This is a genomic window from Pseudomonas sp. B6(2017), assembly GCF_002112765.1.
In the GTDB taxonomy this organism is placed as follows: Bacteria; Pseudomonadota; Gammaproteobacteria; order Pseudomonadales; family Pseudomonadaceae; genus Aquipseudomonas; species Aquipseudomonas piscis.
Genome location: NZ_NEIQ01000004.1, coordinates 143,843 through 167,598, shown reverse-complemented (window position 1 = coordinate 167,598; position 23,756 = coordinate 143,843). Strand labels below are relative to the sequence as shown.

Below are 23,756 nucleotides of genomic sequence, written 5' to 3'. Positions count from 1 at the left end.
CATTAGTCAGAGCGCCTGCTTCTGGCTCGGGCCGATATGGCTGGCACCCAGAACCGCCGGTAGCAGGCCGGCGCGCAGGTCGTTGCCGCTGGGTTGCTGGTACAGGCTCAGGCCGAACTCCGGCATCACCGCCAGCAGGTAGTCGAAGATATCCCCCTGGATCCGTTCGTAGTCGGCCCATACCGTGGTGCGGGTGAAGCAGTAGATCTCCAGGGGAATGCCCTGGGCCGTGGTCTGCATCTGGCGCACCATGCAGGTCATGTTCGGTTGGATCTCGGGGTGGCTCTTCAGGTAGGCCAGGGCATAGGCGCGGAAGGTGCCGAGGTTGGTCATGCGCCGGCGGTTGGCCGACAGTGCGGCAACGTTGCCCTGGGCCTCGTTCCAGCTTTTTAGCTCGGCCTGCTTGCGCCCGATGTAGTCGGTGAGCAGGCGTACCCCGCTCAGCCGCGCCTCTTCGTCGTCATGCAGGAAACGCACGCCGCTGGCGTCGATGAACAGGCTGCGCTTGATCCGCCGACCGCCGGACTGCTGCATGCCGCGCCAGTTGCGGAACGATTCGGACATCAGTCGCCAGGTGGGGATGGAAACGATGGTCTTGTCGAAGTTCTGCACCTTGACCGTGTGCAGGGTGATGTCCACCACGTCGCCATCGGCGCCCACCTGGGGCATCTCGATCCAGTCGCCGACCCGCAGCATGTCGTTGCTGGTCAGTTGCACGCTGGCGACGAAGGACAAGAGGGTGTCCTTGTACACCAACAGGATCACCGCCGACATGGCGCCCAGGCCCGAGAGCAGCAACACCGGCGAGCGGTCGATGAGGGTGGCGACGATGATGATGGCGCCGAACACGTACAGCACCATCTTCGCCAGTTGCACATAACCCTTGATCGAGCGGGTGCGGGCGTGCTCGGTGCGGGCGTAGATGTCCAGCAGGGCATTGAGCAGGGCGCTCAGGGCCAGGAGCTGGAACAGGATGGTGAAGGCCATGGCCAGGTTGCCGAGGAACAGCTGGCTGGCCTGGCTCAACTCCGGCACCAGGTGCAGGCCGAACTGGATCACCACGGACGGGGTCATCTGCGCCAGGCGGTGGAACACCTTGTTCTGGCGCAGGTCGTTGAGCCAGTGCAGGGCCGGCTGCCGCCCCAGCAGCCGCACGCCATGCAGCACCAGGTAGCGGGCCACCCGTCCGAGTACCAGGGCGACTACCAGCAACAGAGCCAGGCCCAGGCCGGCGTGGAGGAGCGGGTGTTGGTCGAGGGCTCCCCAGAGGTCCTGGGTATCGAGCCAGAGCTGTTTGAAGTCCATGGGCTAAAACGATTCTTCTGTGTGGCACAAGGGGGGGATTAGAGCATCTAACCCCGGCAAAGTTACGGCTTGAGAAAAATCGGCTAACAAAAAACCAACTCTTTGCCACCGTTTGCACAAAGAAACTCGGCCTGGGCCTCCGAAACCGTTACCCTATACAGCTGTTTTTTTGCACATCTTCGAGGTAGCACCCGTGTTTTCCCAATTCGCCCTGCACGAACGCCTGCTCAAAGCCGTGGCCGAGCTTAAATTTGTCGAGCCGACTCCGGTACAGGCCGCGGCTATTCCGCTCGCGCTGCAAGGGCGTGACCTGCGGGTGACGGCACAAACCGGTAGCGGCAAGACCGCGGCCTTCATCCTGCCGATCCTCAATCGCCTGATCGGCCCGGCGAAGATCCGCGTCAGCATCAAGACCCTGATCCTGCTGCCGACCCGGGAGCTGGCCCAGCAGACCCTGAAGGAAGCCGAGCGTTTCTCCCAGTTCACCTTCATCAAGTCCGGCCTGATCACCGGTGGCGAGGATTTCAAGGTCCAGGCCGCCATGCTGCGCAAGGTGCCGGATATCCTCATCGGTACCCCGGGTCGCCTGCTGGAACACCTCAACGCCGGGAACCTGGACCTCAAGGAAGTCGAAGTGCTGGTGCTCGACGAAGCCGACCGCATGCTCGACATGGGCTTTGCCGAGGACGTGCAACGCCTGGTGGATGAGTGCCCGAGCCGCCAGCAGACCATGCTGTTCTCCGCCACCACCGGTGGTTCCGGCCTGCGGGAAATGGTCGCCAAGGTCCTCGACAACCCCGAGCACCTGCAACTCAACAGCGTCAGCCAGCTCAACGAGACCACGCGCCAGCAGATCATCACGGCCGACCACAACCAGCACAAAGAGCAGATCGTCAACTGGCTGCTGGCCAACGAGACCTACCAGAAGGCCATTATCTTCACCAACACCCGGGCCATGGCCGACCGCATCTACGGCCGCCTGGTGGCCCAGGACTACAAGGCGTTCGTCCTCCACGGCGACAAGGACCAGAAGGATCGCAAGCTGGCCATCGACCGCCTGAAGCAGGGCGGGGTGAAGATCCTGGTGGCCACCGATGTCGCTGCCCGCGGCCTGGACGTCGAGGGCCTGGACCTGGTGATCAACTTCGACATGCCTCGCAGTGGCGACGAGTACGTGCACCGCATCGGCCGTACCGGTCGTGCCGGCAACGAAGGCCTGGCTATCTCGCTGATCTGCCATGGCGACTGGAACCTGATGTCGAGCATCGAGCGCTACCTCAAGCAGAGCTTCGAGCGTCGCACCATCAAGGAGGTCAAGGGCACCTACGGCGGTCCGAAGAAGGTCAAGGCCTCGGGCAAGGCCGCTGGTACCAAGAAGAAAAAGACCGATGCCAAGGGCGACAAGAAAAAGTCCCTGGCCAAGTCGCCGACCAAGCGCAAGAGCGCCAACCGGCCCAAGAGCGACGGCCCGGCCCTGGTCAGCCAGGACGGCCTGGCGCCTCTCAAGCGCCGCAAGCCAGCACCAGCTGCTGAGTAAAGTGCAGGCCTGAGTGCCAGTTAGAAAGCCCGGACCTGGTCCGGGCTTTTTGTTTTCCGGACTTTCAGTGGTCGGCTTTATTCTCGGCGTCGGCCAGTTCCTTGAGGCGTTGGTCGATCAGCTGGCAATCGTCGGGCAGATCCTTGCTGGCGCTGCCCAGGTTCATCTTCTGCAACTCATCGTTGATTTCCTTGGCCTTGGCCGGGTTTTGCTCGGTGATCTTGCTGACCTCCCGGGCCAGTTGCTCGCGCTTGGCGGTGGCTTCGTCCGGGGTACAGGCCCAGGCGGGCAGGGCCAGCAGCAGGCTGCCGGCGAGGATGAGCAGGTTCAGGGTTTTCATGGGCTGCGCCTCATGTGGTGGACAGGGGGACATCCGGTTGAGGCGCCTGGAACGGGCAAAGTTCAGTTGGATCGGCCCCGGCACGCCAGTTCTGCAAGCTGGGTTCAATTGACGCCTGGATAGTGGCGAACTAATATCGCGCGCCTTTCCCGGTATCGCTGCTGTCCCGAAGGGGCGAATCTTCACGCTCCCCTCAAGCGTTCCGGGTCTTGGGCGAGCGCCAAGCGCCTGGATGCGTTTCCTTGATCCGCGCCAGTGCACCCAACGAAATCGCTTTCAAGGAAGATCCTTAATGCGCCTGCTGTCGCTGTTGTTCACCTGTGTCTTGCTCGTCGGGTGTGCCTCCCGGCCGGATTACTACATCTCGTCCAAACCCGTGCAGATTCCTGCCGACGCCACCTACTGGATCGACCATTTCGATCTGCAACTGATCGGCGAGAGCCCGCGCTTCTTGCCTGAGGACAAACTGCGCCAGCAATTGGGCACGGAGTTGATCCAGCAACTGGGCAATGCCAATCGCTACGCGGCGAGCAAGGACAGTGCCGATTACCTGCTGGATGTAGAGGCGGTGTACAAGCGCCGGCTCAGTGACTCCCAAGGTGGGCTGGTGTCCAAGATCGTCGACGATAATACGATCCTGGCCAGTGTCGACTTCGGCTACAAGGTCCAGGTCAAGCGTGCCGGTGTCGAAGTGTTGCACTTCGCCCAGCAACGCGATGGGCTCCAGCCTGCCGGCGCAATGGGCCAGTTACGCAATATGAAAACCATGCTTGGGGTGATTACCAACAGCGGTAACTCCGATGTGGAGACCTTCTATGTCCGGGTTCTGCCGCGCTTCATCGTGCGCGATATCAGGGCCATTCCGTCCCGCTGAGGCAAGCCCGCTGGTCATGGGCCTGGCAAAAAAATGACGGGGGAGCACAGGCTCCCCCGTTTGCATTCCGGCACTGGCGGCTGCAGGACCGTGAGCGCATGCCGGGCTGGCATTCCGGCCCACCGACGCAGGGAGCGTGGTGGGCATCCACCGGATAAGCTTCGAATCCGGGCGGCCTGCTACCTCCTGCGCATTCAGATTCTCTATGGCTTACAGCGCCTTGACCGGAAAGCAGATATCGAACTCCAGATCACCGGTTCGATCGCTCCAGGCGTCCATCGGATACAGCTCGAAGGCCGGCCGTGCGTCGGGCTGCATACCACTCTTGGGCAGCCAATCGCGGCACAACTCGCTCCAGGTATCGGCGATATCGGGGCCTTTGCCCTGGTAGTGCGTGATCGCATAGAGGCCACCGGGCAGGGTGGTGACGACCGCGGGAGCCCGTCCCTTGAAGTCGAGGGGGACTTCGACGCAGGCGTCGTAGCGGCACTTCTCGGGTGGGGTGACGTAAGGGTCGTCATGGCCGATGCCGTAGCGTGCGCGGCCCATGAGCCCGTTCTCGGCCATCCAGGGGATGACGGCCTGCTGCCAGAACAGGCCGATCCCCGGCCCGTAGGCGCCGGTATAGCGCAGGTAGGCGACGCGTACGGGGGGCAGTTCCTTGATGGTGACCTTCATTGTGAGCTCCTTCAGGTGAATGAAGGCATCAGGATCGTCGAAAGCCGGGATGTGGGTCTGATCAGGATTGCGCAATTGCCGCAGGCGGCGTTCGCGAATGTCGTCCAGGCGGCGGTGCCAACGCTTGGGCTCGGTATCGCGCCAGGTGCTGGGCGAGACCGAGAAGTGCTGCTTGAACGCCCGGGAAAAGGCCTCGCCGGAGCCAAAACCCACTTCCAGTGCGATCTCCAGGATCGAGGCCTCAGGCCGGCTGGCCAGCAGGTGTGCGCCGCGGGCCAGGCGCCGACGCCTCAGGTAGACGCCCAGGGGTTCGCCGACCCAGGCGCTGAACAGGCGATGAAAATGATAAGGCGAGAAATGCGCCACCTGCGCCAAGTCGCCCAGCTCCAGGGGTTGGTCCAGGTGTTGGTCGATATGCTCCAGCACCCGGTTCATGCGCAGGGTGTATTCGTGGAGACTGTGGTAGGCGGGGGTCATGCCTACAGCTTAGCTGGCGCTGTGGTGGAACCGCTAGCGCGGTCCCGCCGTCGATCGTGCCGAGAGTTCAGTCGTTGCAGCAACATCCCGCCCCCTGTTTTGCACCTGGGGTTGGCGCATAGCGGTCATGGTGGCGAACCCAGTTCATGATCGGCCCCTCGTTGCGCCCTTTGGGCGTGAGGTCCAGGAAGTTGTACGCCCCCAGCAGCAGGTCCAGGCCCCGGGCATAAGTGGAGTAGGTGTGGAATATCTGTCCCTGCTCGTTGCGATAGAACACGCTCAAGCCGGGCAGCTCCAGCTCGTTGCCGCTCACTGGCGCATAGTTGTAGCTGGCTGTGGCGCTGGCCAGCTGTTCGCTGTCGAAGCTGACGCCAAAGTCCTGGTTGAAGTCGTCGCCGGCGCTGGAGAGCCAGTCGAAGCGCCAGCCCATGCGCTGGCCAAAGGCTTGGAACTGCTCGTAGGGCGCATGGGACACCGCCACCAACGCCACGTCATGGTGGGCCAGGTGCAGGTTGGCCCCATCGAAATGATCGGCCAGGAATGAGCAACCCTTGCAGCCTTCTTCCCAGCCGTCTGCGAACATGAAGTGATAGACCACCAACTGGCTGCGACCGCCGAACAACTCGGCCAGCGTCAGTGCGCCATGGGGCCCGTGGAAGCGGTAGGGCTTGTCGATCCTCACCCAGGGCAGTGCCCGGCGTTCGGCGCTGAGCCGGTCACGTTGGCGCGTGAATGCCTTTTCGTTGAGCAGGTGCTGCTTGCGTGCTTCCAGCCATTGTTCCCGGCTGACCACGGGATGATCGCTGATATCCATGATGTCGTTCCTCAGGGCGGGGGATGGGTTCTACACACGCTAGTCGTTTGGTGGGCAAGCAGATCGACAAGCTGCCAGGTGGTGCGAAATTCCTGAACGGCTGGCGTAGCCACCGGTCACAACCCAGGCAAGGCACTGCATTCTGGAGGTTGAATCGAAATGGCGACTTACAACTGGGATCTGATCGAACGCTTGCTGCACGAAGTGCAGAACGGTGCTGGCCACAGCTTCACCCCACGGCCTTATGCCGAGCAGCATGCGGCGGCCATGGCCGCCGAAGGCGAGTCCACGGGTAACCTGGATGAACTGAAGAGCACCGCCACCGAATACGAAAAACTGCTGCTGGACCGGGAGTTCATCCAGAGCAGGCCGGAGCAGGAGGGCGGTAACGGCGAGAACTTCATGCTCACGCCCCGGGGCTCGAGCCTGTTGTGCTTGCTCGACAGCAGCATTCCGGGCAACGAGCATCCACGCCAGGTACTGGACGAACAGGCCGATGCCCTGGACCCACTGACCTTCGACGAGCTGGCGTCCAAGGCCCAGATCGCCTGAGTCAGGGACGGCGAGCGTCCTGCAGGCATTTCAGGTTGGTGAAGTCCTGGCGCACGCCGTCGATCTTTTTCAGCAGGCGCTGGCGTTGCTCGGGACTGCTGCTGGCCATCAGGTCCACCACGAGGCTGCGTGCGGCCTGTTCGGTGTGCTCGTAGGCCTGGCGGTAGCTGGCGGTCCACAGGCTTTCGCGGTCCACCAGCAATTGTTCGATGCGCTGCGGGAAGTCGCTGGCCCGCCGCTGCTGTACTGCAGTGCTGAACAGCGCCTGCCAGTGGGCGCGGTTGGCGAGCCACTGGCGGTTCTGCTCGCCCAGAGAGACGGACCATCGCTCGACACGCAGGCGTTGTTGCGGGTTCAAGGTACCGAGCCAGGCCCTGAGGCGTTTTTCCATGCGCTGGCTACGCTGTTCGATCTGCCGTGCCAGGGGCGGCTGGAGGTACTGCTCGCGGTGTTCCTGCAGGTCCTTGGCCAGGGAGCTGTTCATCTGCGCCACTTGCCGCTCATCCAGGCCTTGCAGCAACTCCACGGCCGATGGGGTGATCTGGCGGGCGATCTCGGCGATGGCTTGCTTGGCTTCACGGGTGCGTGCCTGCAGCGCCGCATCATTGACCTGGTTGTCGCGGACCATCGACTGCAGGCGGTCGAGCCAGTCCAGGTAGCCTGGTAGCTGGGTGCTGCAATGCCAGCTCAGGTGCTGCTGCAGGCGCTGGTTGAGCCAGCTCTTCTGCTCGCTGTTCATATCCAGGTAATCGTCAAGGGTCCAGGGAATGATCACGTCCAGGTTGCGGTAGGCCAGGCCCACCCGGCTACAGGCACCCAGCAGCAGGCTGGCGATCAGCAAGGCGATGAAGAGGTAGCACCGGCGCGACATATCCAGGTCCTTGGGTGTGCGGGTTGCTGCATCTGAACCCCGAAGGCCCCCGGCAGTTCAGCGCTTCTAGTAGAAGCTCCGCTCGGCCTTGAAGGTCAGCAGGCCGTCGCAGCGGCTATTGTGTCCAGAATAGGCCGGGCAATCGCTGCCGTTGAGGCTGGAGTCGCTGTAGATCAGGTTGAGATCGATCCCCAGCCATGGGCGGGAGAACTTGATCGACCAGTCGTTGAAGCTGGAGATGTAGCCGCCCTTGGCCACCGACACGGCATTGTTCAGGCGGTAGGTGCTGTACTTGACGCTGACCCCGATCCCGAATGGTGGGTTGCCGCCCAAGTCGGCGAACAGGGTGCTGTTGCGTCGGTCCGGGTCGTTGCTGAAGGCCGCGCCGAAACGGCTGCCCAGCAGGCTCAGGCCGCCGTAGAGCTGCTGGCTGTCCTGGGTGCGCAATTGCGGATAGTTGTAGTGGATCACTCCCAGTTCATAGCCCAGGTTCTGGTCGAGGGACTGCTTGAAGCCCAGGTAGGAATCGACCTCCAGGCGGCTCGCGGGGCTCAGGCCCAGGCTTGGCGACCACTGGCCGAAGTACCAGCCGCTGTCGTGGTCCAGGTCGAGGCCGCCATGGAAGGAGCCGCTGGAAGATGGTTTGACCAGGCCCTGGGCCATGCTGCGACTGGGGCTGGTGCCCAGCTTGAGGTCGAAGTCGCCCAGCTCGCGCTGGAAGATCTGCGCCTGGGCCAGCGGGCACGCCAGGGCCAGGCAGATGGCCAGGAAAGTGAGTTTGCGCATGCAGCACTCCTTGGACTGCGGGGAGTGACAGCCTGGGATGGCTGAAACGATTTATCCAGAGGGCTGCAAGGATACCGGTCGTGGCCTGCAGGTTCGGGCCGTTCGTCGATTTTTGCTGGAGCGGGGGGGAGAAGGTAGCGCCGGCCCCGACGCTTGGAGCAAGCGCCAGGGGACCAGGAAAAGCGGGGGAGTATTACTTCTTGCCGAGGCTGATCTGCTTGGACGGGCTGAAGGTCTGGCCGCTGACGCCCTTGGCGATCTGCTGGATCTGGCCACCGGATTTCAGGAAGGCCGCGACCTGTTCATTGATCGATTCGCTGGTTTCCACCACGGGGACAGGTTTGACTTTGCTGCTGGAGTTTTTTACTCGCATGATTGCCATTTAACCTTTGGGAAAATTAATTTGGCCAGCCATCCTAACAGAGTCGCCCGATAATTGTTTGTTTCCCCGGGTGTTAGTGCAGGTCGGAGTTTATCCTTGTTCCTGAAGCGGTATCTCGAATATGTCGCTAAGTCGCTGTTTTAAATAAGACCTGCCCGGCCAGTGGCGGCTGCGGCGCGAGGGAAAATGGCCAAGACGGCGCCCCCTGGCCTGACGAATGGACTGCAGTCTGTCGCCAAAGCCAGGAAAACCGCTGCCTGGCGCGGATTTTCCGCCGCGGTGCCACAGCGGCGCCAACCTGGCCATGGAAAACAGGTAGAATGCCGCCCACGCAATGAGGGTATTGGAAATGGCTTTAGTCGGGCGTTACAACAGTTTGCAAGTGGTTAAACACACCAACTTCGGTTTGTATCTGGATGGCGGTGCGGATGGCGAGATATTGCTGCCCAATCGTTATATCCCCAAGGATATTCCCAGTGAAGATGAAGACTGGCTGAACGTTTTTGTTTACCTGGATAGTGCAGACAAGTTGATTGCAACAACCGAGAAGCCGAAAGTCCAGGTCGGTGAGTTCGCCAGCCTCAAGGTCGTCGAAGTCAACAGCATCGGCGTTTTCCTGGACTGGGGACTGTCCAAGGACCTGCTGTTGCCGTATTCCGAGGAAAAGCGCCAGCTCAATGCCGGTGATTACTGCGTGGTGCATGTCTACCTGGACCGCCACACCCGCCGCATCACCGCCACCGCTCGCCTGGACCGTTACCTGGACAAGACCCCGGCCAACTACCAGGCCGGCCAGGAAGTCGACCTGCTGGTGGTGGAGTCCACCGACATGGGTTTCAAGGCGATCATCAACAACAAGCACTGGGGCCTGATCCACAAGAACGAGGTGTTCAAGTTCCTGCGTTCCGGCATGCAGGAAAAGGGCTTCATCAAGGAGCTGCGTGCCGATGGCAAGATCAGCCTCAGCCTGCAACCTGTGGGGGCCCAGGCCGCCAGCAGCCTGAACGCCAAGATCCTGGCCAGGCTGCGGGAAAACAACGGCACCCTGGAGGTCAGCGACAAGAGCGACCCGGCCCTGATCAGCCGCCTGTTCGGGGTCAGCAAGGGCAATTTCAAGAAGGCCATCGGCGCCCTCTACAAGCAGGGCGAGATCGTCATCCACGCCGATCGTATCGAGCTCAGCTAAGGCTCGTTCCCTTCCACTCCGGGGGCTTGGCGTCCCCGGGGCGGCTCTCAGGCCACTTCGGCGGACGCCGGTGGCGCAAAATCCAGCAAGTCGATGAAGTTCTCCAGCAGTGGCGAAGCATTGAGCCGGTTGTGGCTCATGTACAGGCCGATGCCGGGATTCGGCTTGCGCCCCAGCGCTGTCAACGGGCGGAACACCACCTTGTTCCGCAGGGTGGTATCGGCCACCGATTCCGGTACCAGCGCCACTCCGAAACCACAGGCTACCAAGCCGATCTGGGTATGGACCCGCGCCGCTTCCTGGACCACCCGGGGCTGGAAACCGGCGGCTGCACACAGGCCCATCAACTGGCTGTGGTATCCGCTGCCCAGGGGCTGGGGGGTGAACACGAAAGGCTCGTCGGCAAACTCCTGCAAGCGCACCTCCTGGCTGTTGGCCAGTGGATGCCCGGCAGGCAGGGCCATGACGATCCGCTCGTCGAGGATCAAGCGTGATTCGATGGAGTCGGCAGGCAAGGGCAACAGGCGCATGAAGGCGATATCCGCCTCGCCCGCCAACAGGGCCTTGGCCTGGCTGGCGGAGGGCATCTCGCGGATGACCAGCCGGACCTTGGAATAGCTTTCGCGAAAACGCCGCAGGCCGTGGAGCAGGCCATCGTAGTAGGTCAGGGACAGGGTACAGATGGTGAGCTGGCCGGCGATACCTGCACCGACCTGGCGCGCTTGCTCGATACCCTGCTCCAGGTCCTTCAGGGTACGGTAGGCGACATCGAGGAATGTCGAGCCGGCCGGGGTCAGCCTGACCTCGCGCCGGTTGCGGATGAAGAGGCCGAAGCCGAGCTTCTGCTCGAGGCGATGGATAGCCTGGCTCAGGGCCGGTTGCGCCATGAACAGGCGGTTGGCGGCCTTGTGGAAGTTCAGTTCCTCGGCGACCGCGATGAACTGCCTGAGCAGGCGGGTCTCGACCATTTCTCGCATTCCCTCGTTGGCATTGAGCGACAGGCCGTCATCATAGAGGCGCCGCCGGCAGGCTCCAACCGGGCCCGGGCTGATAGCTGCGGGGTATCAGTGGCGCATCGATAAAGTATCAAGTCCTCCCGTTGTTTGTTGTTAAGGTGCGGGCGACACAACAGGAGAGGCCAACATGGATTTCAAGGGTAGGACTGCCATCGTCACCGGGGGCGGGCGCGGCCTGGGCCTGGACTATGCCCGCGCGTTGGCCGGGCTGGGCGCCCAGGTGGTGATCAGCGACCTGGGCACCGATCGCCTGGGCGCGGGCGCCGATGAGCAGGTGGCCGTCACCGCGGCGCGTATGCTGCAGGCCGAAGGCGGGCAGGTGGTCGCCCATGCCGGCGACCTGGCCGATGAAGCCACGGCCCGGCAGTTGGTGGCCCTGGCCGTCGATACTTTCGCCGGGGTGGACATCATCATCCATAACGCCGGCTGGGTCGGTTACCAGGGCATCGAGGACACCGACCGCGAGTTTCTTTCGCGGGCGCTGGACGTCAACGTGCAGGCGCCGACCTGGTTGTGCAAGCACGCCTGGCCCTATCTCAAGCGTTCTGACGCGGCGCGGGTGGTCCTGACCACCTCGGACCGGGCCATGTATCAGCAGTATGCCCAACCCGGGCTGTTGGCCTATGCGGCCGGCAAGATGGCCCAGTTGGGCATCATGAATGCCCTGGGCATGGAGGGGCGGGAGCACGGGATCCTGGTGAACGCCGTCTCGCCGGTGGCCAAGACCCGGATGTGGGGCGTGACCGAGGCCCCGGTCGAGCTCAAGCCGGAATGGGTGACCCCGGGAGTGCTCTACCTGGCCAGCGCCGCTTGCCGTGATAGTGGCTACGTACTGCGGGCCAGCAATGGCCAGTTCACCGCGACCCGCTTCAGTGAGAACCCCGGGGTCGACTATCCCCGGAGCCTGGCTCGGGTCGCGGCGAGCAGTGTCGAGGATGTCGCCCGCCTGTGGGAGCAAATCAAGGAAGGCTGAGCAGTCTCAGGACAGCGCCGCGCACGAGGGCTGCAGCCGTTGTCGGCTCAGCAGCAGGCCCCCGCCAAGCAGCAGGCCGCCACCCGCAACCAGCAGGGCCAGTTGCAGGCTGCCACTGAAGTGGCTGCTCAGCGCCGCCAGGAGTGGGCCGCTCAACTGGCCCACGGCGAAACAGGCGGTGAGCAAGCCGGTGTTGCGCTGGACGGCGTGGGGCGCCAACTCCCGGGAACGTTGCATAACCAGTTGCATGCAGGCCAGGAACGGCGTGCCGCACAGCAGCACCCCCAGCAACAGCCCCCAGCCGCTGTCCAGCAGGCAGACAAAGACGCCGATGGCCTGTAGCCACAAAGTCGCGACCAGCCAGTGGTGGGTGCTGTCCGGATAGTGCCGGCGCAGGCTGACCAGCAATACCCCCAGGGCGGCGGCCATGCCGAACCCGGGCCAGAACAGGTCGGCCTGCCATTGGCCATGGAATTGGGCGCTGGCCATCTGCGCGAGAAAGGTCGCGGGGATGATGTAGCCCATGCCGTACAAACCGTAGACCAGTCCCAGGCGGCCCAAGCCAGGCTCGCTCACGGGGTTGGCCTGGACGGTAGCCTGCGGGCCGGTGCCGGCCTGGGGCAGGATCGGCAGGATGACCAGCAGCATCAACAAGGCCACTGCGGCGTACAGCAGCCACAGGTCGGCCGAGTCGTGCCCCAGCAGATTGGAGCCCAGGGCCAGCAGGCCGGTGAGCATGATGCCCAGCCCAGGGCCGGCGAACACCAGTGCTCCCAGCCGCGGGCGCCCGGCAGCCTGGGCCAGGGGCTGGCTCAAGGCGGTGATCATCACCAGAGCCCAGGCGCTGGCCACCCCGGTGCCGAAGCGCAGGAGCAAATGCGGCCAGAAGCCCTGGGCCCAGAACGACGCCAGGGTCAGCAGCACGCACAGCCACAACCCTCCCAGCAGGCGCCCGCGCACCTGGGACGGGCGTCGTGCCAGCATCGCATCCAGGGCGCCGATGAGATAACCCAGGTAGTTGGCGGCGGCGATCAGTCCGCCGGCAGTCAGATCGATCTGGCCTTCGCTGATCAGGTGCGGCAACTGCGGGGTCAGGGCGAAGCGGCCAATGCCCATGGCCAGCATCAGGGCAACGAAACTGGCGAGCAGACGGATCAGGGGAGACATGGTCGTTGTTCCAGTGACAGGGAGGATGACCGTCAGGCTAGAGTCGATTGACTTTCGTTAAAAATGAATAATATTGAGCAACTTGTTCAGTTTTGGAGAAGGTCATGGAGTTCAGCCAACTGCGTATCTTCCAGGCCGTAGCCGAAGAAGGCTCTATCACCCGGGCCGCCGAGCGCTTGCACCGGGTGCCGTCGAACCTGTCCACCCGGCTCAAGCAGTTGGAGGATCAACTGGGCGTCGAGCTGTTTCTGCGCGAGCGCCAGCGCCTGCAACTGTCGCCGGCGGGCAAGGTGTTGCTGGACTATGCCGCGCGCCTGTTCGCCCTGCACGACGAGGCCCAGGCGGCGGTGCTGGGGGGGCAGCCGGCCGGCGATTTTGTCCTGGGTACCATGTACAGCACGGCGGCCATTCACCTGCCGGGGCTCCTGGCGCGGTACCACCGTACCTATCCGGCGGTGAACCTGCATGTGCAATCCGGCCCCACGGGCGGGCTGCTCGAAGGGCTGCTCGCCGGACGCCTGGATGCCGCGCTGGTGGACGGGCCGATGGAACTGGCGGGGCTGGACGGCGTGCCTTTGTGCAGGGAGAACCTGGTGTTGATCAGCGAGGTCGATCATCCGCCGGTGCACACGGCCCTGGATGTCGAGGGGCGGGCGGTATTCACCTTTCGCCAGGGCTGTTCCTATCGCATGCGCCTGGAGTCGTGGTTCGCCCATTACCATGCGGCAATGGGCCGGGCCATGGAGATCGAGTCCTATCAGAGCATGCTGGCCTGCGTGATCGCCGGTTCCGGGATTGCCCTGATGACTCGGTCGATGCTCGATAGCCTGCCCGGGCGCGAAAGCGTGGCGGTGCATCCCCTGGCCGAGCCGTTCGCCCACTCCACCACCTGGCTGATGTGGCGCAAGGGCATGGTGGGGGCCAACCTCAATGCCTGGATCGAACTGCAACAAGGCTCCGCTGGTCCGATAGAGCAGTCGGTGCGTGCCTTGGCATGAGCGGTCCTGGGCGATTGGCCATAATCCAGTAACAGTTCATTGCCATTACAGGGCAGCGCGCGGGAAAACTTAGGACTATTATCTGCTTGAGGCGGCGTATGACAGCCGCTTGGCATGACCCTTGAGGGGGCACTATGAAAGACAAACTGCAAAGCTGGCTGCACGACCTTGGCGTTGCACTGGGCCTGATCGAGCCACCGCTGCAACCGGTGCCGATTCCTACCGAGGAAGAACTGCGGCGCCGTCGGCAACGTCGTCGCTGATCTCGCTGCGAGAGCGGGGACAGGCCCCGGCTCTCGCCCGCAGCTCCCTGACGCCGGGCCGCAAGCCGGCCCTGCGAATCAATCCTCTTGTCGCCGAGACATCTCCAGTAACCACTCGATCAGTTCCTGAACGCAGCGCAGTTCCTGGAGCGCGCGCTGTTCCTCGCCGGTGGGAACGCACAGGCCGAAGCGATCCTCCAGGCGCCACAGCAACTCTTCCAGATCATCCCGCTCCAGCCCTAGGTCCCTGAGCTCGCTGCCATCGTCCAGGCAGGTGCGTTCGCCCAGCCAGCAGCGAATGAGTGCATGCACGGCCCGACGGGCTTCGCTGCGGTTCATCGGACCGCCTTGGGCGATGATCGCGGGTCACGGATGCATGGGGCGAAGGTCCCGGCGCCGGGTCTTTTCCAGGATGAACAGGCTCAGCTCGCTGATGGAGTGGATCCAGTACAGGTCGTGTTCGGCGTCGAGTCGGATGTCGAACTCGTTTTCCAGGCTGTGCAACAGGGCCTTGAGGTCCAGGGAGTAGGTGTCGCTGGTTTGCGCCTGGCTGGGAGGGGTCCGCCATTTCTGCGCCATTTGGGCTTCGATGGCCTGGCGGATGCTTTGCTGGATGTCGAAACGGTCCATAAACACCTCGGGGCAGGGGGAGAGGTTTTTATTGTTATGACCCCGTCCAAGGGTGATGCGATAGCGCGCACAGTTGCTGCCAGCGATCCTTGTACCGTTCTCCTGCAGGAACGATCGTCGCTGAGTCAGAGTACAGCACAGGAATTTTGCCGCAGGGGTGACCATTCGTCCCCTGGGAAATGCCACGAGCCTTGTGCTGCGTTGCCTGGGTGTAAAAAAAACGGGTGCGGCCACCGACGCCGCACCCGTCGAAGAAAAACTTCAGCTACCGCTCTTCAGCTCAGATCGCGCTGGCCAGCGGGGCCGTGCGTCGCGAAGCCAGGCTGACCACCACGAAGCTCACCAGGCCCGCCATCAGGCTGTAGTAGATCGGAGTGTTGGCATCCAGGCCGTCCTTGAACATGAACACCAGGGCGGTGATGAACCCCAGGCTCATGCTGGCGATGGCTCCGGCGGTGGTGGCGCGCTTCCAGAAGATCGCCCCGATCAGCGGGATCAGCATGCCGCCTACCAGCAGGTTGTAGGCCAGGGTCAGGGCACTGATCACGTCGTTGACCACCAGCGCGATACCCAGCACCACGATGCCGGTGAGCAGGGTGAACAGGCGGTTGATCCCCAGGCTCGATTGCTTGCCACCACGCAGCCGTGGCAGCAGGTCCTCGGTCAGGGTGGTGGCAGCGGCCAGCAGGCCGGCGCTGGCGGTGGACATCATGGCGGCCAGGGCGGCAGCGATCACCAGGCCACGGATGCCGTCCGGCAACGAAGCCTTGACGATGGCGGCGAAGGCGTTGTTCGCGTTATCCAGATCCGGCAGCAGCACGTGGGCGGCCATGCCGATCAGGGCGCAGGCCAGGCCGTAGAGCACGCAGTAGAAGCCCGCCAGGGTGCCGGCGTACTGGGCGACTTTCTCGGTCTTGGCGGTGAATACCCGCTGCCAGATGTCCTGGCCGATCAGGATGCCGAAGAAGTAGATCATGAAGTAGGTGATGATGGTGTCCCAGCCGATGGTGGTGAAGCTGAAGCTCGCCGCCGGCAGCTTGGCCACCAGCTCATCCCAGCCACCGACGCGGTAGAGGCAGATGGGCAGCAGCAGGAACATCAGGCCGACGGTCTTGATCACGAACTGGACGATGTCGGTCAGGGTCAGCGACCACATGCCGCCGATCGCCGAGTAGATCACCACAACGCCGCCGCCCAGCAGCACCGAGAGCCAGAACGGCAGGTTGAACAGCACTTGCAGCACGGTGCCGATGGCGAGGATCGAGGTCACGCCGATCATCAGCGCGTAGGCCAGCATGATCACCGCGCTAGCCTGGCGGGCCATGGGGTTGTAGCGCTTTTCCAGGACCTGGGTCACGGTGAAGATCCGCAGCTTGAGCAGCGGCTTGGCCAGCAGCAGGTTCAGGGCGATGATCCCGGCGCCGAGGGCGGCGCACAGCCAGAAGCCGGAGATGCCATGGACGTAGCCCAGGCGCACGGTGCCGACGGTGGACGCGCCGCCCAGCACGGTGGCGGCCATGGTGCCCATGTACAGGGTCGGTCCCAGGTTGCGTCCGGCCACCAGGTAGTCTTCGTGGGTCTTGGCCTTGCGCATGCCGTAGTAGCCGAGCACCAGCATGCCGGCGGCGTAGATGAGTACGACGAATAGATCTAGAGCCATGATGGCGTGTCTCCGATTATCTTTTTTATGTGAAACAAACAGGTCATGTGCCGCGGTGGCTGGCGCGCCACCGCGCGCAGGTCAGGCGACTTGGTGCAGGGAGCTACGCCGGCAACGAGGGGCATGCTGGTGGTCGCACGAATCCTCGGGGCGGGAGGTCTGGGCAGGTTTCGGGCAGGGGCCCGACAGAGCGTTGCCGCAGCTACCTAGCGAAGAGGGGGTGAGGGAGGGCGACAGGCCGCGCAGCGAGCCACTGAGGCGTTCGGGCACAGTAAGTCGGATGTCGGCGGAGATAGGGCGCAGGCGGTCGCGGGCTCCCGCGTTGTGTGCGCCACCGGGGATCTGTTCGACCCTGTTGAATTCAGTACCGCTAAGGCGTGTTTCTTTGTTTTTGTTATTCATGATCTGCTCCGATCACATTGGCTAAGGGGGTGGCAGCCCTTCCGGCATCGCGGACAAAAATTCGTGGCAGGCCAGCCATAGGCCTTCTTGTTGTTGGCGCAACCCGAAGGTGGCGCGCTCCTGGCTAAAGTGTTGCTCCCCTTGCATGCGCGACATCGTAGCCACGTCATGAATTAACCCGCCGGCATCGGCTTGCAGGCCGGCGCCAACGTTGTTCGCGCTACGTGTCCGTACCGCGAAATCATCCCTGGTCCGCCGCCGACACTGCGATGCCGGTTCGGCATCACGGGACAGCGACGGTTGGGGACGGTGGTGACGCAAGCCGGCATCGGCCGTTGGCGCCGCGAGCCATCCGGCTGCGGCGTCGAGCACGTAATGCCAGTGGCTCATGCCTTGGTTCTCAGCGATGAGTCACGCCGGGCAACACGCAGAGCATTTCGTAGAGCAGGTTGGCCCCCAGCAGCGAGGTGTTGCCGGTGGTGTCGTAGGGCGGCGAGACCTCCACCAGGTCGCAGCCCACCAGGTCCAGGCCCTGGCAGCCACGGACGATTTCCATGGCCTGGATGGTGGTCAGGCCGCCGATTTCGGGGGTGCCGGTGCCTGGTGCCCAGGCCGGGTCGATGCCGTCGATGTCGAAGCTCAGGTACACCGGACCGTTGCCGACCTTCTCGCGGACTTCGGCCATCAGCGGGGCCAGGGACTTGTGCCAGCACTCTTCGGCCTGCACCACACGGAAGCCCTGCTTGCGGCTCCAGTTGAAGTCCTCGGCGGTGTAGCCCTGGGCCCGCAGGCCGATCTGCACCACGCGGTCGCAATCCAGCAGGCCTTCTTCCACGGCGCGGCGGAAGGTCGTGCCATGGGCGATCTTCTCGCCGAACATGTGGTCGTTGACGTCCGCGTGGGCGTCGATGTGCACCAGGCCGACCTTGCCGTGTTTCTTGTGGATGGCCCGCAGGATCGGCAGGGTGATGGTGTGGTCGCCGCCCAGGGTCATGGGAATGACGTTGTGTTCGAGGATGGCGTCGTAGGCTTCCTCGATGATGCGCACGGCGTCCAGCAAGTTGAAGGTGTTGATCGCCACGTCGCCGATATCGGCCACGTTCAGCGAGTCGAACGGCGCGGCGCCGGTGGCCATGTTGTAGGGACGGATCATCACCGATTCGGCGCGGATCTCCCGCGGGCCGAAGCGGGTGCCGGAGCGCAGCGAGGTGCCGATGTCCAGGGGGACACCGACGAATGCGGCATCCAGGCCGGCAGGGGTGGTGACATGGGGAAGACGCATCATGGTGGCGATGCCGCCGAAACGCGGCATTTCGTTGCCGCCCAGTGGTTGGTGGAGAGTCTTGTCCACGGGATAGGCCTCATCGTTGTTCTATTTATGGGGTCGAGGGCGCAGCAGGTCCTGCCCATTCGACCGAGTGAGGCCGATTCTGCGAAATGTAGTGCGGGGAAAGAATCGCTACGAGCAAATACTTAGTTCAGATTTTTCTAAACTAATTGCAGCGGGCAGGCTAGACTCTGGCGCGTTTTCCAAGGCCCTGCATGGCGCAGGCGCTCGCTCCCGGCTGGTAATGCAGTCGCCGTCATCCGGGTTGCCGGGGCTGATTTGAAGTGCACATGGACGTCATCGCAGTTGCTCGACCGCCCAGCGTCGCGAGCCTGTGCGCCACAGGGAAGGTGTCTTTTTCACCTGCTAGCGGAGCCTGTCATGGCCAACGCTTTACCTGATCTGAAACTATTGCGCATCTTCGTCAGCGTGGTGAGGCATCAGGGGTTCGCCAATGCCCAGCATGAGCTCAATCTGTCGACGTCGGCCATCAGCACCTACATGAGCCAGCTGGAAGCGTCCCTGGGGTTGGTGTTGTGCCACCGGGGACGGGGCGGGTTCAGCCTGACCAGCAAGGGCGAGTTGTTCCACCAGGAAACCCTGCGCCTGCTGGGTGAGCTGGAGGGCTTCGAACAGTATGCCGCCGCGCTCAAGGGCGAGTTGCGCGGCACCCTGAACCTGGGGGTGATCGACTCCACCGTGAGCGACAAGGCCCTGCCGTTCGCCGAAGCGATTGGCGCCTATAGCCAGGAACACCCGGCGGTACACCTGCACTTGTCGGTGATGAGCCCCCACGAGCTGCAATTGGGGGTGCAGGACAATCGCCTGGACCTGGCCATCGGGGCTTTTTCCACGCGCATGAGCGGCCTGGTGTACATGCCGCTGTACCGCGAGCAGCACTGGCTGTATTGCAGCAACCGCCATCCGCTGTACAGCGAGCGGCGGATCCCCGAGCAGGTGATCACCCAGCAGCGCATGGTGGGGCGTGGTTACTGGAGCCAGGCCGAGTTGGCCCGGCATGGCTTCAAGCACAGCGCGGCGACGGTGGAGAGCATGGAGGCGCAGTTGATCCTGGTGCTCTCCGGGGCCTATATCGGCTACCTGCCGGAGCACTATGCCCAAGCCTGGGCCGACAGGGGCGATCTGCGGGTGTTGCTGCCTGCGACCTTCGGTTACCAGGCGCCGTTTTCCATGATCATGCGCCGTGGCCGTGGCCGGGAGCCATTGATCCAGACTTTCCGGGACCTGCTCAAGGCCCAGTTGAACCAGGTCTAGCTAGCAGGTCGTTAAAAAACTACCTGCGTTGCCATCGCTGCGTTGAAAACAGGCTGGTGCGCCAGCCTGGTCAAAATGCTCATTTACCACGCGTAAACTGCGCTTTTTCGCTTGTTTTCGCCCTGCGCTGGCTGCCTCGCCTACATTTTTCAACAGCCTGCAAGGAGTTTTCATGTCTCGAGCACGTTGCGAGCGATGCCTGCGTCCAGCTGGCCATTGCCTGTGTCCGCTGATTCCACGGTTATCCAGTCGCACCCGGGTATTGGTGTTGCAGCATCCGAGCGAGGTCAATCACGCCCTGAATACCGCGCGGCTGGCGGCACTGGGGCTGAGCAATGCCGAGCTGAGGGTCGGGGAAGTGTTCGAGGACCTGCCGGAGCTGCTCGGGCGTCCCGGATACCAGCCGCACCTGCTGTTTCCGGCGGACGCTGCCCAACCGCTGCGGGCCTACTCGCCAAGCCAGGAGCCGATGTTGCTGGTGGTCCCCGATGGTACCTGGCGCAAGGCGCGCAAGCTGTTGCATCTCAACCCGCTGTTGGCGCAATTGCCCCGGGTCACCCTGGAGGCTACGCCGGCCTCGCGCTATCGCCTGCGCAAGGCCCCCGGTCCCGGTGCCCTGTCGACCCTGGAGGCCATAGTCGAGGCATTGCAGGCCCTAGAGGCACCGGCTTCGTTCGAGCCGCTGCTGCGTCCCTTCGACGCCTTGATCGAAGGCCAGATCGCCGCCATGGGCGCCGAAACCTACCAGCGCAACCACGCCAAGCCCTGATCCCGCTCGGGTTTTTCAGGGCCGGCGCAGGGTCTTCTGGCGCAGGATGTAGATGCTCACCAGCACCGCGCTGGTGAGCATGAAACCGCGGGCCCAGGGCAATGGCACCAGGTAGCAGGACAAGCCGATGCTCAGCCACATCAGGCCGATCGCATAGATCTTGCCCTTGAGCGGAATGCCGTTGCCTTCCAGATAGTCGCGGATCCATGGACCCAGGCGCGGGTGGTCTACCAGCCATCGGTAGAAGCGCGGAGAACTGCGAGCGAAGCAGGCGGCCGCCAGCAGCAGGAAAGGTGTGGTGGGCAGTACCGGGAGGAAGATGCCGAGTACCCCTAGCGCTACGCTCGACCAGCCGATGGCCAGCAGAACGTAACGCAACAGCAGGGGACGCTGGCCTATGGGCTTGGCCATAGGCTCGGGCTCAGTGGTGGCGAGGCTTGAGCAGCGCCGGTTTTTCGTCGGGTGCGTTGCACAGCAAGTACAACGCGGTCAGTGCTTCAGGAATCTGCACGATCATGTCGTCCATCAGGTTGGCATCGCTGGCGATGTCGGAGAACTCGGGCTGTTCGTCGAACAGGCCGGAACCCACCATGATCGGCAGGAGCATCTCGCTGACTTCTTCCTCGGCGGTTTCGAACCAGGCCGCTTCACGCAGGAATACGCCTTCCATGAAGCCGATGCACCAGCCGCGCAGGTCGGAGTCGTCCGGGTCGTCGCCCAGGTCGAGATCGCAAGGCAGTTCGAATTCTTCATCCGAGGCCAGTTGGCGCGCGATGTGCGCCTTCAGGGCCAGCAGGGTCGATTCGATGGCTTCGCGCTCGGCGGCATCGCGGTAGTGCGGCTCCTCGGCGAAGAGGGTGTCGATCCATTCACGCTCGGGGACGCTTTCCGAGCAGATCGACAGCGCGGTCAGGTAGCCGTGAGCGGCCACGTAGTCCAGCGCCTCGTCGTGCAGATCATCTGCATCGAGGAAGACTTGCAGGCGGGTTAGTTGCTCAGCGAAGGACATTGACGGCTACCTTGGGGAATAAACGATGCTGAATTCTAGGCTTTCTTGAGCGCCCAGGCCAGCCACGATGCAGCTGCGAGCGGTTCCAAAGGTTACCAGCGGTCCATTGTCGGCGCCCTTTGCGGGGGAGGGCTCGGGTATACTCGCGCGTTTCGTGTGACCCGCCAGGCCGATGGCCAGGCCGGGTCCGCCCGCCCAGGCAGGTGCCGCGGTTCCAAGCACCGGTGCAAGTGGGCGTTGCAACCTGGCGGCGACGCCTTGCCAAGCCCCATCGCACAGGCGGCCGGGCAACGGCGTCCCCCTGGTGATTTCCGTAATTTTTGGAGTTTTTCATGCTCGAACAGGCTCAGCGCGTCCTCAAGGACATCTTTGGCTACGACAGTTTCCGTGGTCGCCAGGGGGCGATCATCGAGCGCGTGGCTAGCGGTGGCGACGCGCTGGTGCTGATGCCCACCGGTGGCGGCAAGTCCCTGTGCTTCCAGGTCCCCGCATTGTTGCGCCCTGGCCTGGCGGTGGTGGTTTCGCCATTGATCGCGCTGATGGAGGACCAGGTCGCCACCCTGGAGGAGCTGGGGGTCGCAGCCGCGGCGCTGAACTCTACCCTGAGCCCCGAGCAGCAGCGTGACCTGGCGGTGCGTATCCGGCGTGGCGAAGTGAAGATGCTCTACCTCGCTCCCGAGCGGTTGGTCCAGCCGCGGATGCTGGCGTTCTTGCAGAGCCTGGATATTGCCCTGTTCGCCATCGACGAAGCCCACTGCGTATCCCAATGGGGGCATGACTTCCGTCCCGAGTACCTGCAACTGGGGCAACTGGCGGAAATGTTCCCCGAGGTGCCGCGAATCGCCCTGACGGCCACCGCCGACAAGCGAACCCGCGAAGAGATCGTCAATCGCCTGCACCTGGAGAACGCCGAGCGCTTCCTGTCCAGTTTCGACCGGCCGAACATCTTTTATCGGATCGTGCCCAAGGAGCAGCCGCGCAAGCAGTTGCAGGCGTTTCTCAACGAGCGGCGCAGCGATGCCGGGATCGTCTACTGCCTGTCGCGCAAGAAAGTCGACGAGGTGGCGGCGTTCCTCTGCGAGCAGGGCTTCACTGCCTTGCCCTACCACGCGGGGTTGCCGGCCGAGTTGCGCGCCTATAACCAGAAGCGCTTCCTCAACGAGGAGGGGCTGATCATGGTGGCGACCATCGCCTTCGGCATGGGCATCGACAAACCCAACGTACGTTTCGTCGCCCACCTGGACCTGCCCAAGTCCCTGGAGGCCTACTACCAGGAAACCGGGCGCGCCGGTCGTGACGGCCTGCCGGCCGATGCCTGGATGGCCTATGGGCTGCAGGACGTGCTGATGCTCAAGCAGATGCTGCAGAACTCCGAGGGCGACGAGCGCCACAAGCGCCTCGAGCAGCACAAGCTCGACGCGATGCTGGCGCTGTGCGAGGAAACCCGTTGCCGGCGCCAGGCGCTGCTGGCCTATTTCGATGAAGACATGCCGCAGCCCTGCGGTCATTGCGACAACTGTGTCGATGGAGTGCAGACCTGGGATGCCACCGAGCCGGCGCGCCAGGCGCTGTCGGCGATCTACCGCACCGGCCAGCGCTATGGCGTCGGGCACCTGGTGGACGTGCTGTTGGGCAAGGACACGGAAAAGGTCCGCAGCTTCGGTCACCAGCACTTGTCGGTGTTCGGTGTCGGCAAGGCCCGTAGCGAAGGCGAGTGGCGCTCGCTGTTCCGCCAACTGGTGGCTCGCGGCTTGGCCGACATCGACCTGGAAGGCTACGGCGGCTTGCGCTTGAGTGACAGTTGCCGGCCGCTGCTCAAGGGCGAAGTCTCCCTGGAGCTGCGCCGCGATCTCAAGCCGCAAACCGCGGCCAAGAGCACCAGCCAGGCCAGCCAACTGGTCCGGGGCGAAGAGCGCGAGCAGTGGGAAGCGCTGCGGGCGTTGCGCCGCAAGCTGGCGGAAGAGCACGGCGTACCGCCCTATGTCATCTTCCCTGATTCGACCTTGCTGGAAATGCTCCGCAGCCAGCCTGGGTCCATGGCCGAGATGGCTCGGGTCAGCGGTGTCGGTGCCCGCAAGCTGGAGCGCTATGGCGCGGCGTTCCTCGAGGTGCTGGGCGGAACTGCCGAGGCGCCGAAGGTGGTTGCCGATATTCGTCATGAACTGATCACCCTGGCCCGTGCCGGCATGACTCCGGTGCAGATCGCCGGTCAGTTGCAATGCACCGAAAAGAACGTCTACACCCTGCTCGCCGAAGCGATCGGCAAGCAGCAATTATCCCTGGAGCAGGCGCTGGATTTGCCCGAGGACTTGTTGGGGGAAATCCAGGACGCGTTCCTCGATGGCGAAGGCGAGTTGCCGCCCGTGGCCGAGGTGATCGAGTTGTTCGCCGGCCGGGTGCCCGAGGGCGTGTTGTACTGCGTGCGTGCGGCGCTGCAATCGGAGTTCGAGATTTAAACTTGGGTG

General features: G+C 63.4%; 26 protein-coding genes. 10 read left to right on the top strand and 16 right to left on the bottom strand.

The features are described from left to right. Nucleotides 1–6 precede the first annotated feature (6 nt). Nucleotides 7–1,305, bottom strand: a complete 1,299-nt coding sequence (locus CAG11_RS08425; protein ID WP_085595988.1) for a mechanosensitive ion channel family protein — start codon at nt 1,303–1,305, stop codon at nt 7–9. Nucleotides 1,306–1,498: 193 nt separating this feature from the next. Between CAG11_RS08425 and CAG11_RS08420 the strand changes: the two genes are divergently transcribed. Further along, on the top strand, nt 1,499–2,842 hold the full coding sequence (locus tag CAG11_RS08420) for a DEAD/DEAH box helicase (RefSeq protein ID WP_031321130.1): 1,344 nt from the start codon (nt 1,499–1,501) through the stop codon (nt 2,840–2,842). 64 nt (nt 2,843–2,906) lie between these two features. Here CAG11_RS08420 and CAG11_RS08415 read toward each other — a convergent pair whose 3' ends face one another. Beyond that, complete coding sequence (locus CAG11_RS08415) at nt 2,907–3,182, bottom strand: hypothetical protein (RefSeq protein WP_085595986.1); 276 nt, start codon at nt 3,180–3,182, stop codon at nt 2,907–2,909. 292 nt (nt 3,183–3,474) lie between these two features. Between CAG11_RS08415 and CAG11_RS08410 the strand changes: the two genes are divergently transcribed. Further along, entirely contained in the window at nt 3,475–4,056 is a 582-nt protein-coding gene (locus CAG11_RS08410) for a hypothetical protein (protein ID WP_085595984.1), read from the top strand. A 210-nt stretch (nt 4,057–4,266) separates the two neighbouring features. On the opposite strand, the gene CAG11_RS08405 is transcribed toward CAG11_RS08410, so the two are convergent. Further along, the gene (locus CAG11_RS08405; protein WP_085595982.1) at nt 4,267–5,211 is read right to left on the bottom strand and encodes a GyrI-like domain-containing protein; all 945 of its coding nucleotides are present in this window, start codon (nt 5,209–5,211) and stop codon (nt 4,267–4,269) included. A 67-nt stretch (nt 5,212–5,278) separates the two neighbouring features. Then, entirely contained in the window at nt 5,279–6,025 is a 747-nt protein-coding gene (locus CAG11_RS08400) for a thioredoxin family protein (protein ID WP_085595980.1), read from the bottom strand. Between the two features lie 159 nt (nt 6,026–6,184). Between CAG11_RS08400 and CAG11_RS08395 the strand changes: the two genes are divergently transcribed. Continuing rightward, nucleotides 6,185–6,577 (top strand): transcriptional regulator, encoded by a 393-nt coding sequence (locus CAG11_RS08395; RefSeq protein WP_085595978.1) that lies wholly within the window; start codon nt 6,185–6,187, stop codon nt 6,575–6,577. 1 nt (nt 6,578) lies between these two features. On the opposite strand, the gene CAG11_RS08390 is transcribed toward CAG11_RS08395, so the two are convergent. The 3 genes from CAG11_RS08390 to CAG11_RS08380 all read right to left on the bottom strand — a co-directional run bounded on the left by CAG11_RS08390 (nt 6,579) and on the right by CAG11_RS08380 (nt 8,616). After that, nucleotides 6,579–7,448: a DUF6279 family lipoprotein gene (locus CAG11_RS08390; RefSeq protein WP_085595976.1), complete on the bottom strand. Its 870-nt coding sequence runs from the start codon at nt 7,446–7,448 to the stop codon at nt 6,579–6,581. A 66-nt stretch (nt 7,449–7,514) separates the two neighbouring features. After that, complete coding sequence (locus CAG11_RS08385) at nt 7,515–8,234, bottom strand: TorF family putative porin (protein WP_085595974.1); 720 nt, start codon at nt 8,232–8,234, stop codon at nt 7,515–7,517. A 193-nt stretch (nt 8,235–8,427) separates the two neighbouring features. Further along, the gene (locus CAG11_RS08380) at nt 8,428–8,616 is read right to left on the bottom strand and encodes a hypothetical protein (RefSeq protein WP_022642963.1); all 189 of its coding nucleotides are present in this window, start codon (nt 8,614–8,616) and stop codon (nt 8,428–8,430) included. A 349-nt stretch (nt 8,617–8,965) separates the two neighbouring features. Between CAG11_RS08380 and CAG11_RS08375 the strand changes: the two genes are divergently transcribed. Then, nucleotides 8,966–9,802, top strand: a complete 837-nt coding sequence (locus CAG11_RS08375; RefSeq protein ID WP_085595972.1) for a S1 RNA-binding domain-containing protein — start codon at nt 8,966–8,968, stop codon at nt 9,800–9,802. 47 nt (nt 9,803–9,849) lie between these two features. Here CAG11_RS08375 and CAG11_RS08370 read toward each other — a convergent pair whose 3' ends face one another. Continuing rightward, nucleotides 9,850–10,770, bottom strand: a complete 921-nt coding sequence (locus tag CAG11_RS08370; protein ID WP_085595970.1) for a LysR family transcriptional regulator — start codon at nt 10,768–10,770, stop codon at nt 9,850–9,852. Between the two features lie 175 nt (nt 10,771–10,945). Here CAG11_RS08370 and CAG11_RS08365 point away from each other — a divergent pair, with 175 nt between their 5' ends. Then, nucleotides 10,946–11,791 (top strand): SDR family NAD(P)-dependent oxidoreductase, encoded by an 846-nt coding sequence (locus tag CAG11_RS08365; protein WP_085595968.1) that lies wholly within the window; start codon nt 10,946–10,948, stop codon nt 11,789–11,791. 6 nt (nt 11,792–11,797) lie between these two features. On the opposite strand, the gene CAG11_RS08360 is transcribed toward CAG11_RS08365, so the two are convergent. Continuing rightward, a complete protein-coding gene (locus CAG11_RS08360; RefSeq protein ID WP_085595966.1) occupies nt 11,798–12,958 on the bottom strand; it encodes an MFS transporter in 1,161 nt (386 codons plus the stop codon). A 104-nt stretch (nt 12,959–13,062) separates the two neighbouring features. On the opposite strand from CAG11_RS08360, the gene CAG11_RS08355 reads away from it, so the two are divergent. Further along, nucleotides 13,063–13,956 (top strand): LysR family transcriptional regulator, encoded by an 894-nt coding sequence (locus CAG11_RS08355; RefSeq protein ID WP_085595964.1) that lies wholly within the window; start codon nt 13,063–13,065, stop codon nt 13,954–13,956. Nucleotides 13,957–14,090: 134 nt separating this feature from the next. Then, nucleotides 14,091–14,219: a PA1414 family protein gene (locus CAG11_RS34005; protein ID WP_022642969.1), complete on the top strand. Its 129-nt coding sequence runs from the start codon at nt 14,091–14,093 to the stop codon at nt 14,217–14,219. Between the two features lie 78 nt (nt 14,220–14,297). Here CAG11_RS34005 and CAG11_RS08350 read toward each other — a convergent pair whose 3' ends face one another. From CAG11_RS08350 to speB, 5 genes are all read right to left on the bottom strand, one after another. Continuing rightward, nucleotides 14,298–14,558, bottom strand: a complete 261-nt coding sequence (locus CAG11_RS08350) for a hypothetical protein (RefSeq protein ID WP_085595962.1) — start codon at nt 14,556–14,558, stop codon at nt 14,298–14,300. A 27-nt stretch (nt 14,559–14,585) separates the two neighbouring features. Further along, nucleotides 14,586–14,849, bottom strand: coding sequence for a hypothetical protein (locus CAG11_RS08345; RefSeq protein ID WP_022642971.1), 264 nt, complete (start codon nt 14,847–14,849; stop codon nt 14,586–14,588). A gap of 280 nt (nt 14,850–15,129) precedes the next feature. Next, a complete protein-coding gene (locus CAG11_RS08340; RefSeq protein WP_085595960.1) occupies nt 15,130–16,509 on the bottom strand; it encodes a sodium:solute symporter in 1,380 nt (459 codons plus the stop codon). A gap of 423 nt (nt 16,510–16,932) precedes the next feature. After that, nucleotides 16,933–17,301 carry a hypothetical protein gene (locus tag CAG11_RS08335; RefSeq protein ID WP_085595958.1) on the bottom strand — a complete coding sequence of 123 codons (369 nt, stop codon included), beginning with the start codon at nt 17,299–17,301 and terminating at the stop codon, nt 16,933–16,935. A gap of 10 nt (nt 17,302–17,311) precedes the next feature. Continuing rightward, a complete protein-coding gene (speB, locus tag CAG11_RS08330; protein ID WP_022642973.1) occupies nt 17,312–18,262 on the bottom strand; it encodes an agmatinase in 951 nt (316 codons plus the stop codon). Between the two features lie 357 nt (nt 18,263–18,619). Between speB and CAG11_RS08325 the strand changes: the two genes are divergently transcribed. After that, nucleotides 18,620–19,513, top strand: coding sequence for a LysR family transcriptional regulator (locus CAG11_RS08325; protein WP_031321135.1), 894 nt, complete (start codon nt 18,620–18,622; stop codon nt 19,511–19,513). 172 nt (nt 19,514–19,685) lie between these two features. Beyond that, nucleotides 19,686–20,282 carry a tRNA-uridine aminocarboxypropyltransferase gene (locus tag CAG11_RS08320; protein WP_085595956.1) on the top strand — a complete coding sequence of 199 codons (597 nt, stop codon included), beginning with the start codon at nt 19,686–19,688 and terminating at the stop codon, nt 20,280–20,282. 15 nt (nt 20,283–20,297) lie between these two features. Here the strand turns inward: CAG11_RS08320 and CAG11_RS08315 are convergent, their stop codons facing one another. After that, a complete protein-coding gene (locus CAG11_RS08315; protein WP_022642976.1) occupies nt 20,298–20,693 on the bottom strand; it encodes a YbaN family protein in 396 nt (131 codons plus the stop codon). A 10-nt stretch (nt 20,694–20,703) separates the two neighbouring features. Next, nucleotides 20,704–21,291 carry a YecA family protein gene (locus CAG11_RS08310; protein WP_053135167.1) on the bottom strand — a complete coding sequence of 196 codons (588 nt, stop codon included), beginning with the start codon at nt 21,289–21,291 and terminating at the stop codon, nt 20,704–20,706. A 332-nt stretch (nt 21,292–21,623) separates the two neighbouring features. On the opposite strand from CAG11_RS08310, the gene recQ reads away from it, so the two are divergent. Continuing rightward, nucleotides 21,624–23,747 carry a DNA helicase RecQ gene (gene recQ, locus CAG11_RS08305; protein ID WP_085595953.1) on the top strand — a complete coding sequence of 708 codons (2,124 nt, stop codon included), beginning with the start codon at nt 21,624–21,626 and terminating at the stop codon, nt 23,745–23,747. The last annotated feature ends 9 nt before the right edge of the window (nt 23,748–23,756 follow it).

Coding starts and splice junctions, on each gene's coding strand:
- CAG11_RS08425 (WP_085595988.1), bottom strand. CDS start 1,305: ATGGACTTCAAACAGCTCTGGCTCGATACCCAGGACCTCTGGGGAGCC.
- CAG11_RS08415 (WP_085595986.1), bottom strand. CDS start 3,182: ATGAAAACCCTGAACCTGCTCATCCTCGCCGGCAGCCTGCTGCTGGCC.
- CAG11_RS08410 (WP_085595984.1), top strand. CDS start 3,475: ATGCGCCTGCTGTCGCTGTTGTTCACCTGTGTCTTGCTCGTCGGGTGT.
- CAG11_RS08405 (WP_085595982.1), bottom strand. CDS start 5,211: ATGACCCCCGCCTACCACAGTCTCCACGAATACACCCTGCGCATGAAC.
- CAG11_RS08400 (WP_085595980.1), bottom strand. CDS start 6,025: ATGGATATCAGCGATCATCCCGTGGTCAGCCGGGAACAATGGCTGGAA.
- CAG11_RS08395 (WP_085595978.1), top strand. CDS start 6,185: ATGGCGACTTACAACTGGGATCTGATCGAACGCTTGCTGCACGAAGTG.
- CAG11_RS08390 (WP_085595976.1), bottom strand. CDS start 7,448: ATGTCGCGCCGGTGCTACCTCTTCATCGCCTTGCTGATCGCCAGCCTG.
- CAG11_RS08385 (WP_085595974.1), bottom strand. CDS start 8,234: ATGCGCAAACTCACTTTCCTGGCCATCTGCCTGGCCCTGGCGTGCCCG.
- CAG11_RS08380 (WP_022642963.1), bottom strand. CDS start 8,616: ATGGCAATCATGCGAGTAAAAAACTCCAGCAGCAAAGTCAAACCTGTC.
- CAG11_RS08375 (WP_085595972.1), top strand. CDS start 8,966: ATGGCTTTAGTCGGGCGTTACAACAGTTTGCAAGTGGTTAAACACACC.
- CAG11_RS08370 (WP_085595970.1), bottom strand. CDS start 10,770: ATGGTCGAGACCCGCCTGCTCAGGCAGTTCATCGCGGTCGCCGAGGAA.
- CAG11_RS08365 (WP_085595968.1), top strand. CDS start 10,946: ATGGATTTCAAGGGTAGGACTGCCATCGTCACCGGGGGCGGGCGCGGC.
- CAG11_RS08360 (WP_085595966.1), bottom strand. CDS start 12,958: ATGTCTCCCCTGATCCGTCTGCTCGCCAGTTTCGTTGCCCTGATGCTG.
- CAG11_RS08355 (WP_085595964.1), top strand. CDS start 13,063: ATGGAGTTCAGCCAACTGCGTATCTTCCAGGCCGTAGCCGAAGAAGGC.
- CAG11_RS34005 (WP_022642969.1), top strand. CDS start 14,091: ATGAAAGACAAACTGCAAAGCTGGCTGCACGACCTTGGCGTTGCACTG.
- CAG11_RS08350 (WP_085595962.1), bottom strand. CDS start 14,558: ATGAACCGCAGCGAAGCCCGTCGGGCCGTGCATGCACTCATTCGCTGC.
- CAG11_RS08345 (WP_022642971.1), bottom strand. CDS start 14,849: ATGGACCGTTTCGACATCCAGCAAAGCATCCGCCAGGCCATCGAAGCC.
- CAG11_RS08340 (WP_085595960.1), bottom strand. CDS start 16,509: ATGGCTCTAGATCTATTCGTCGTACTCATCTACGCCGCCGGCATGCTG.
- CAG11_RS08335 (WP_085595958.1), bottom strand. CDS start 17,301: ATGAGCCACTGGCATTACGTGCTCGACGCCGCAGCCGGATGGCTCGCG.
- CAG11_RS08325 (WP_031321135.1), top strand. CDS start 18,620: ATGGCCAACGCTTTACCTGATCTGAAACTATTGCGCATCTTCGTCAGC.
- CAG11_RS08320 (WP_085595956.1), top strand. CDS start 19,686: ATGTCTCGAGCACGTTGCGAGCGATGCCTGCGTCCAGCTGGCCATTGC.
- CAG11_RS08315 (WP_022642976.1), bottom strand. CDS start 20,693: ATGGCCAAGCCCATAGGCCAGCGTCCCCTGCTGTTGCGTTACGTTCTG.
- CAG11_RS08310 (WP_053135167.1), bottom strand. CDS start 21,291: ATGTCCTTCGCTGAGCAACTAACCCGCCTGCAAGTCTTCCTCGATGCA.
- recQ (WP_085595953.1), top strand. CDS start 21,624: ATGCTCGAACAGGCTCAGCGCGTCCTCAAGGACATCTTTGGCTACGAC.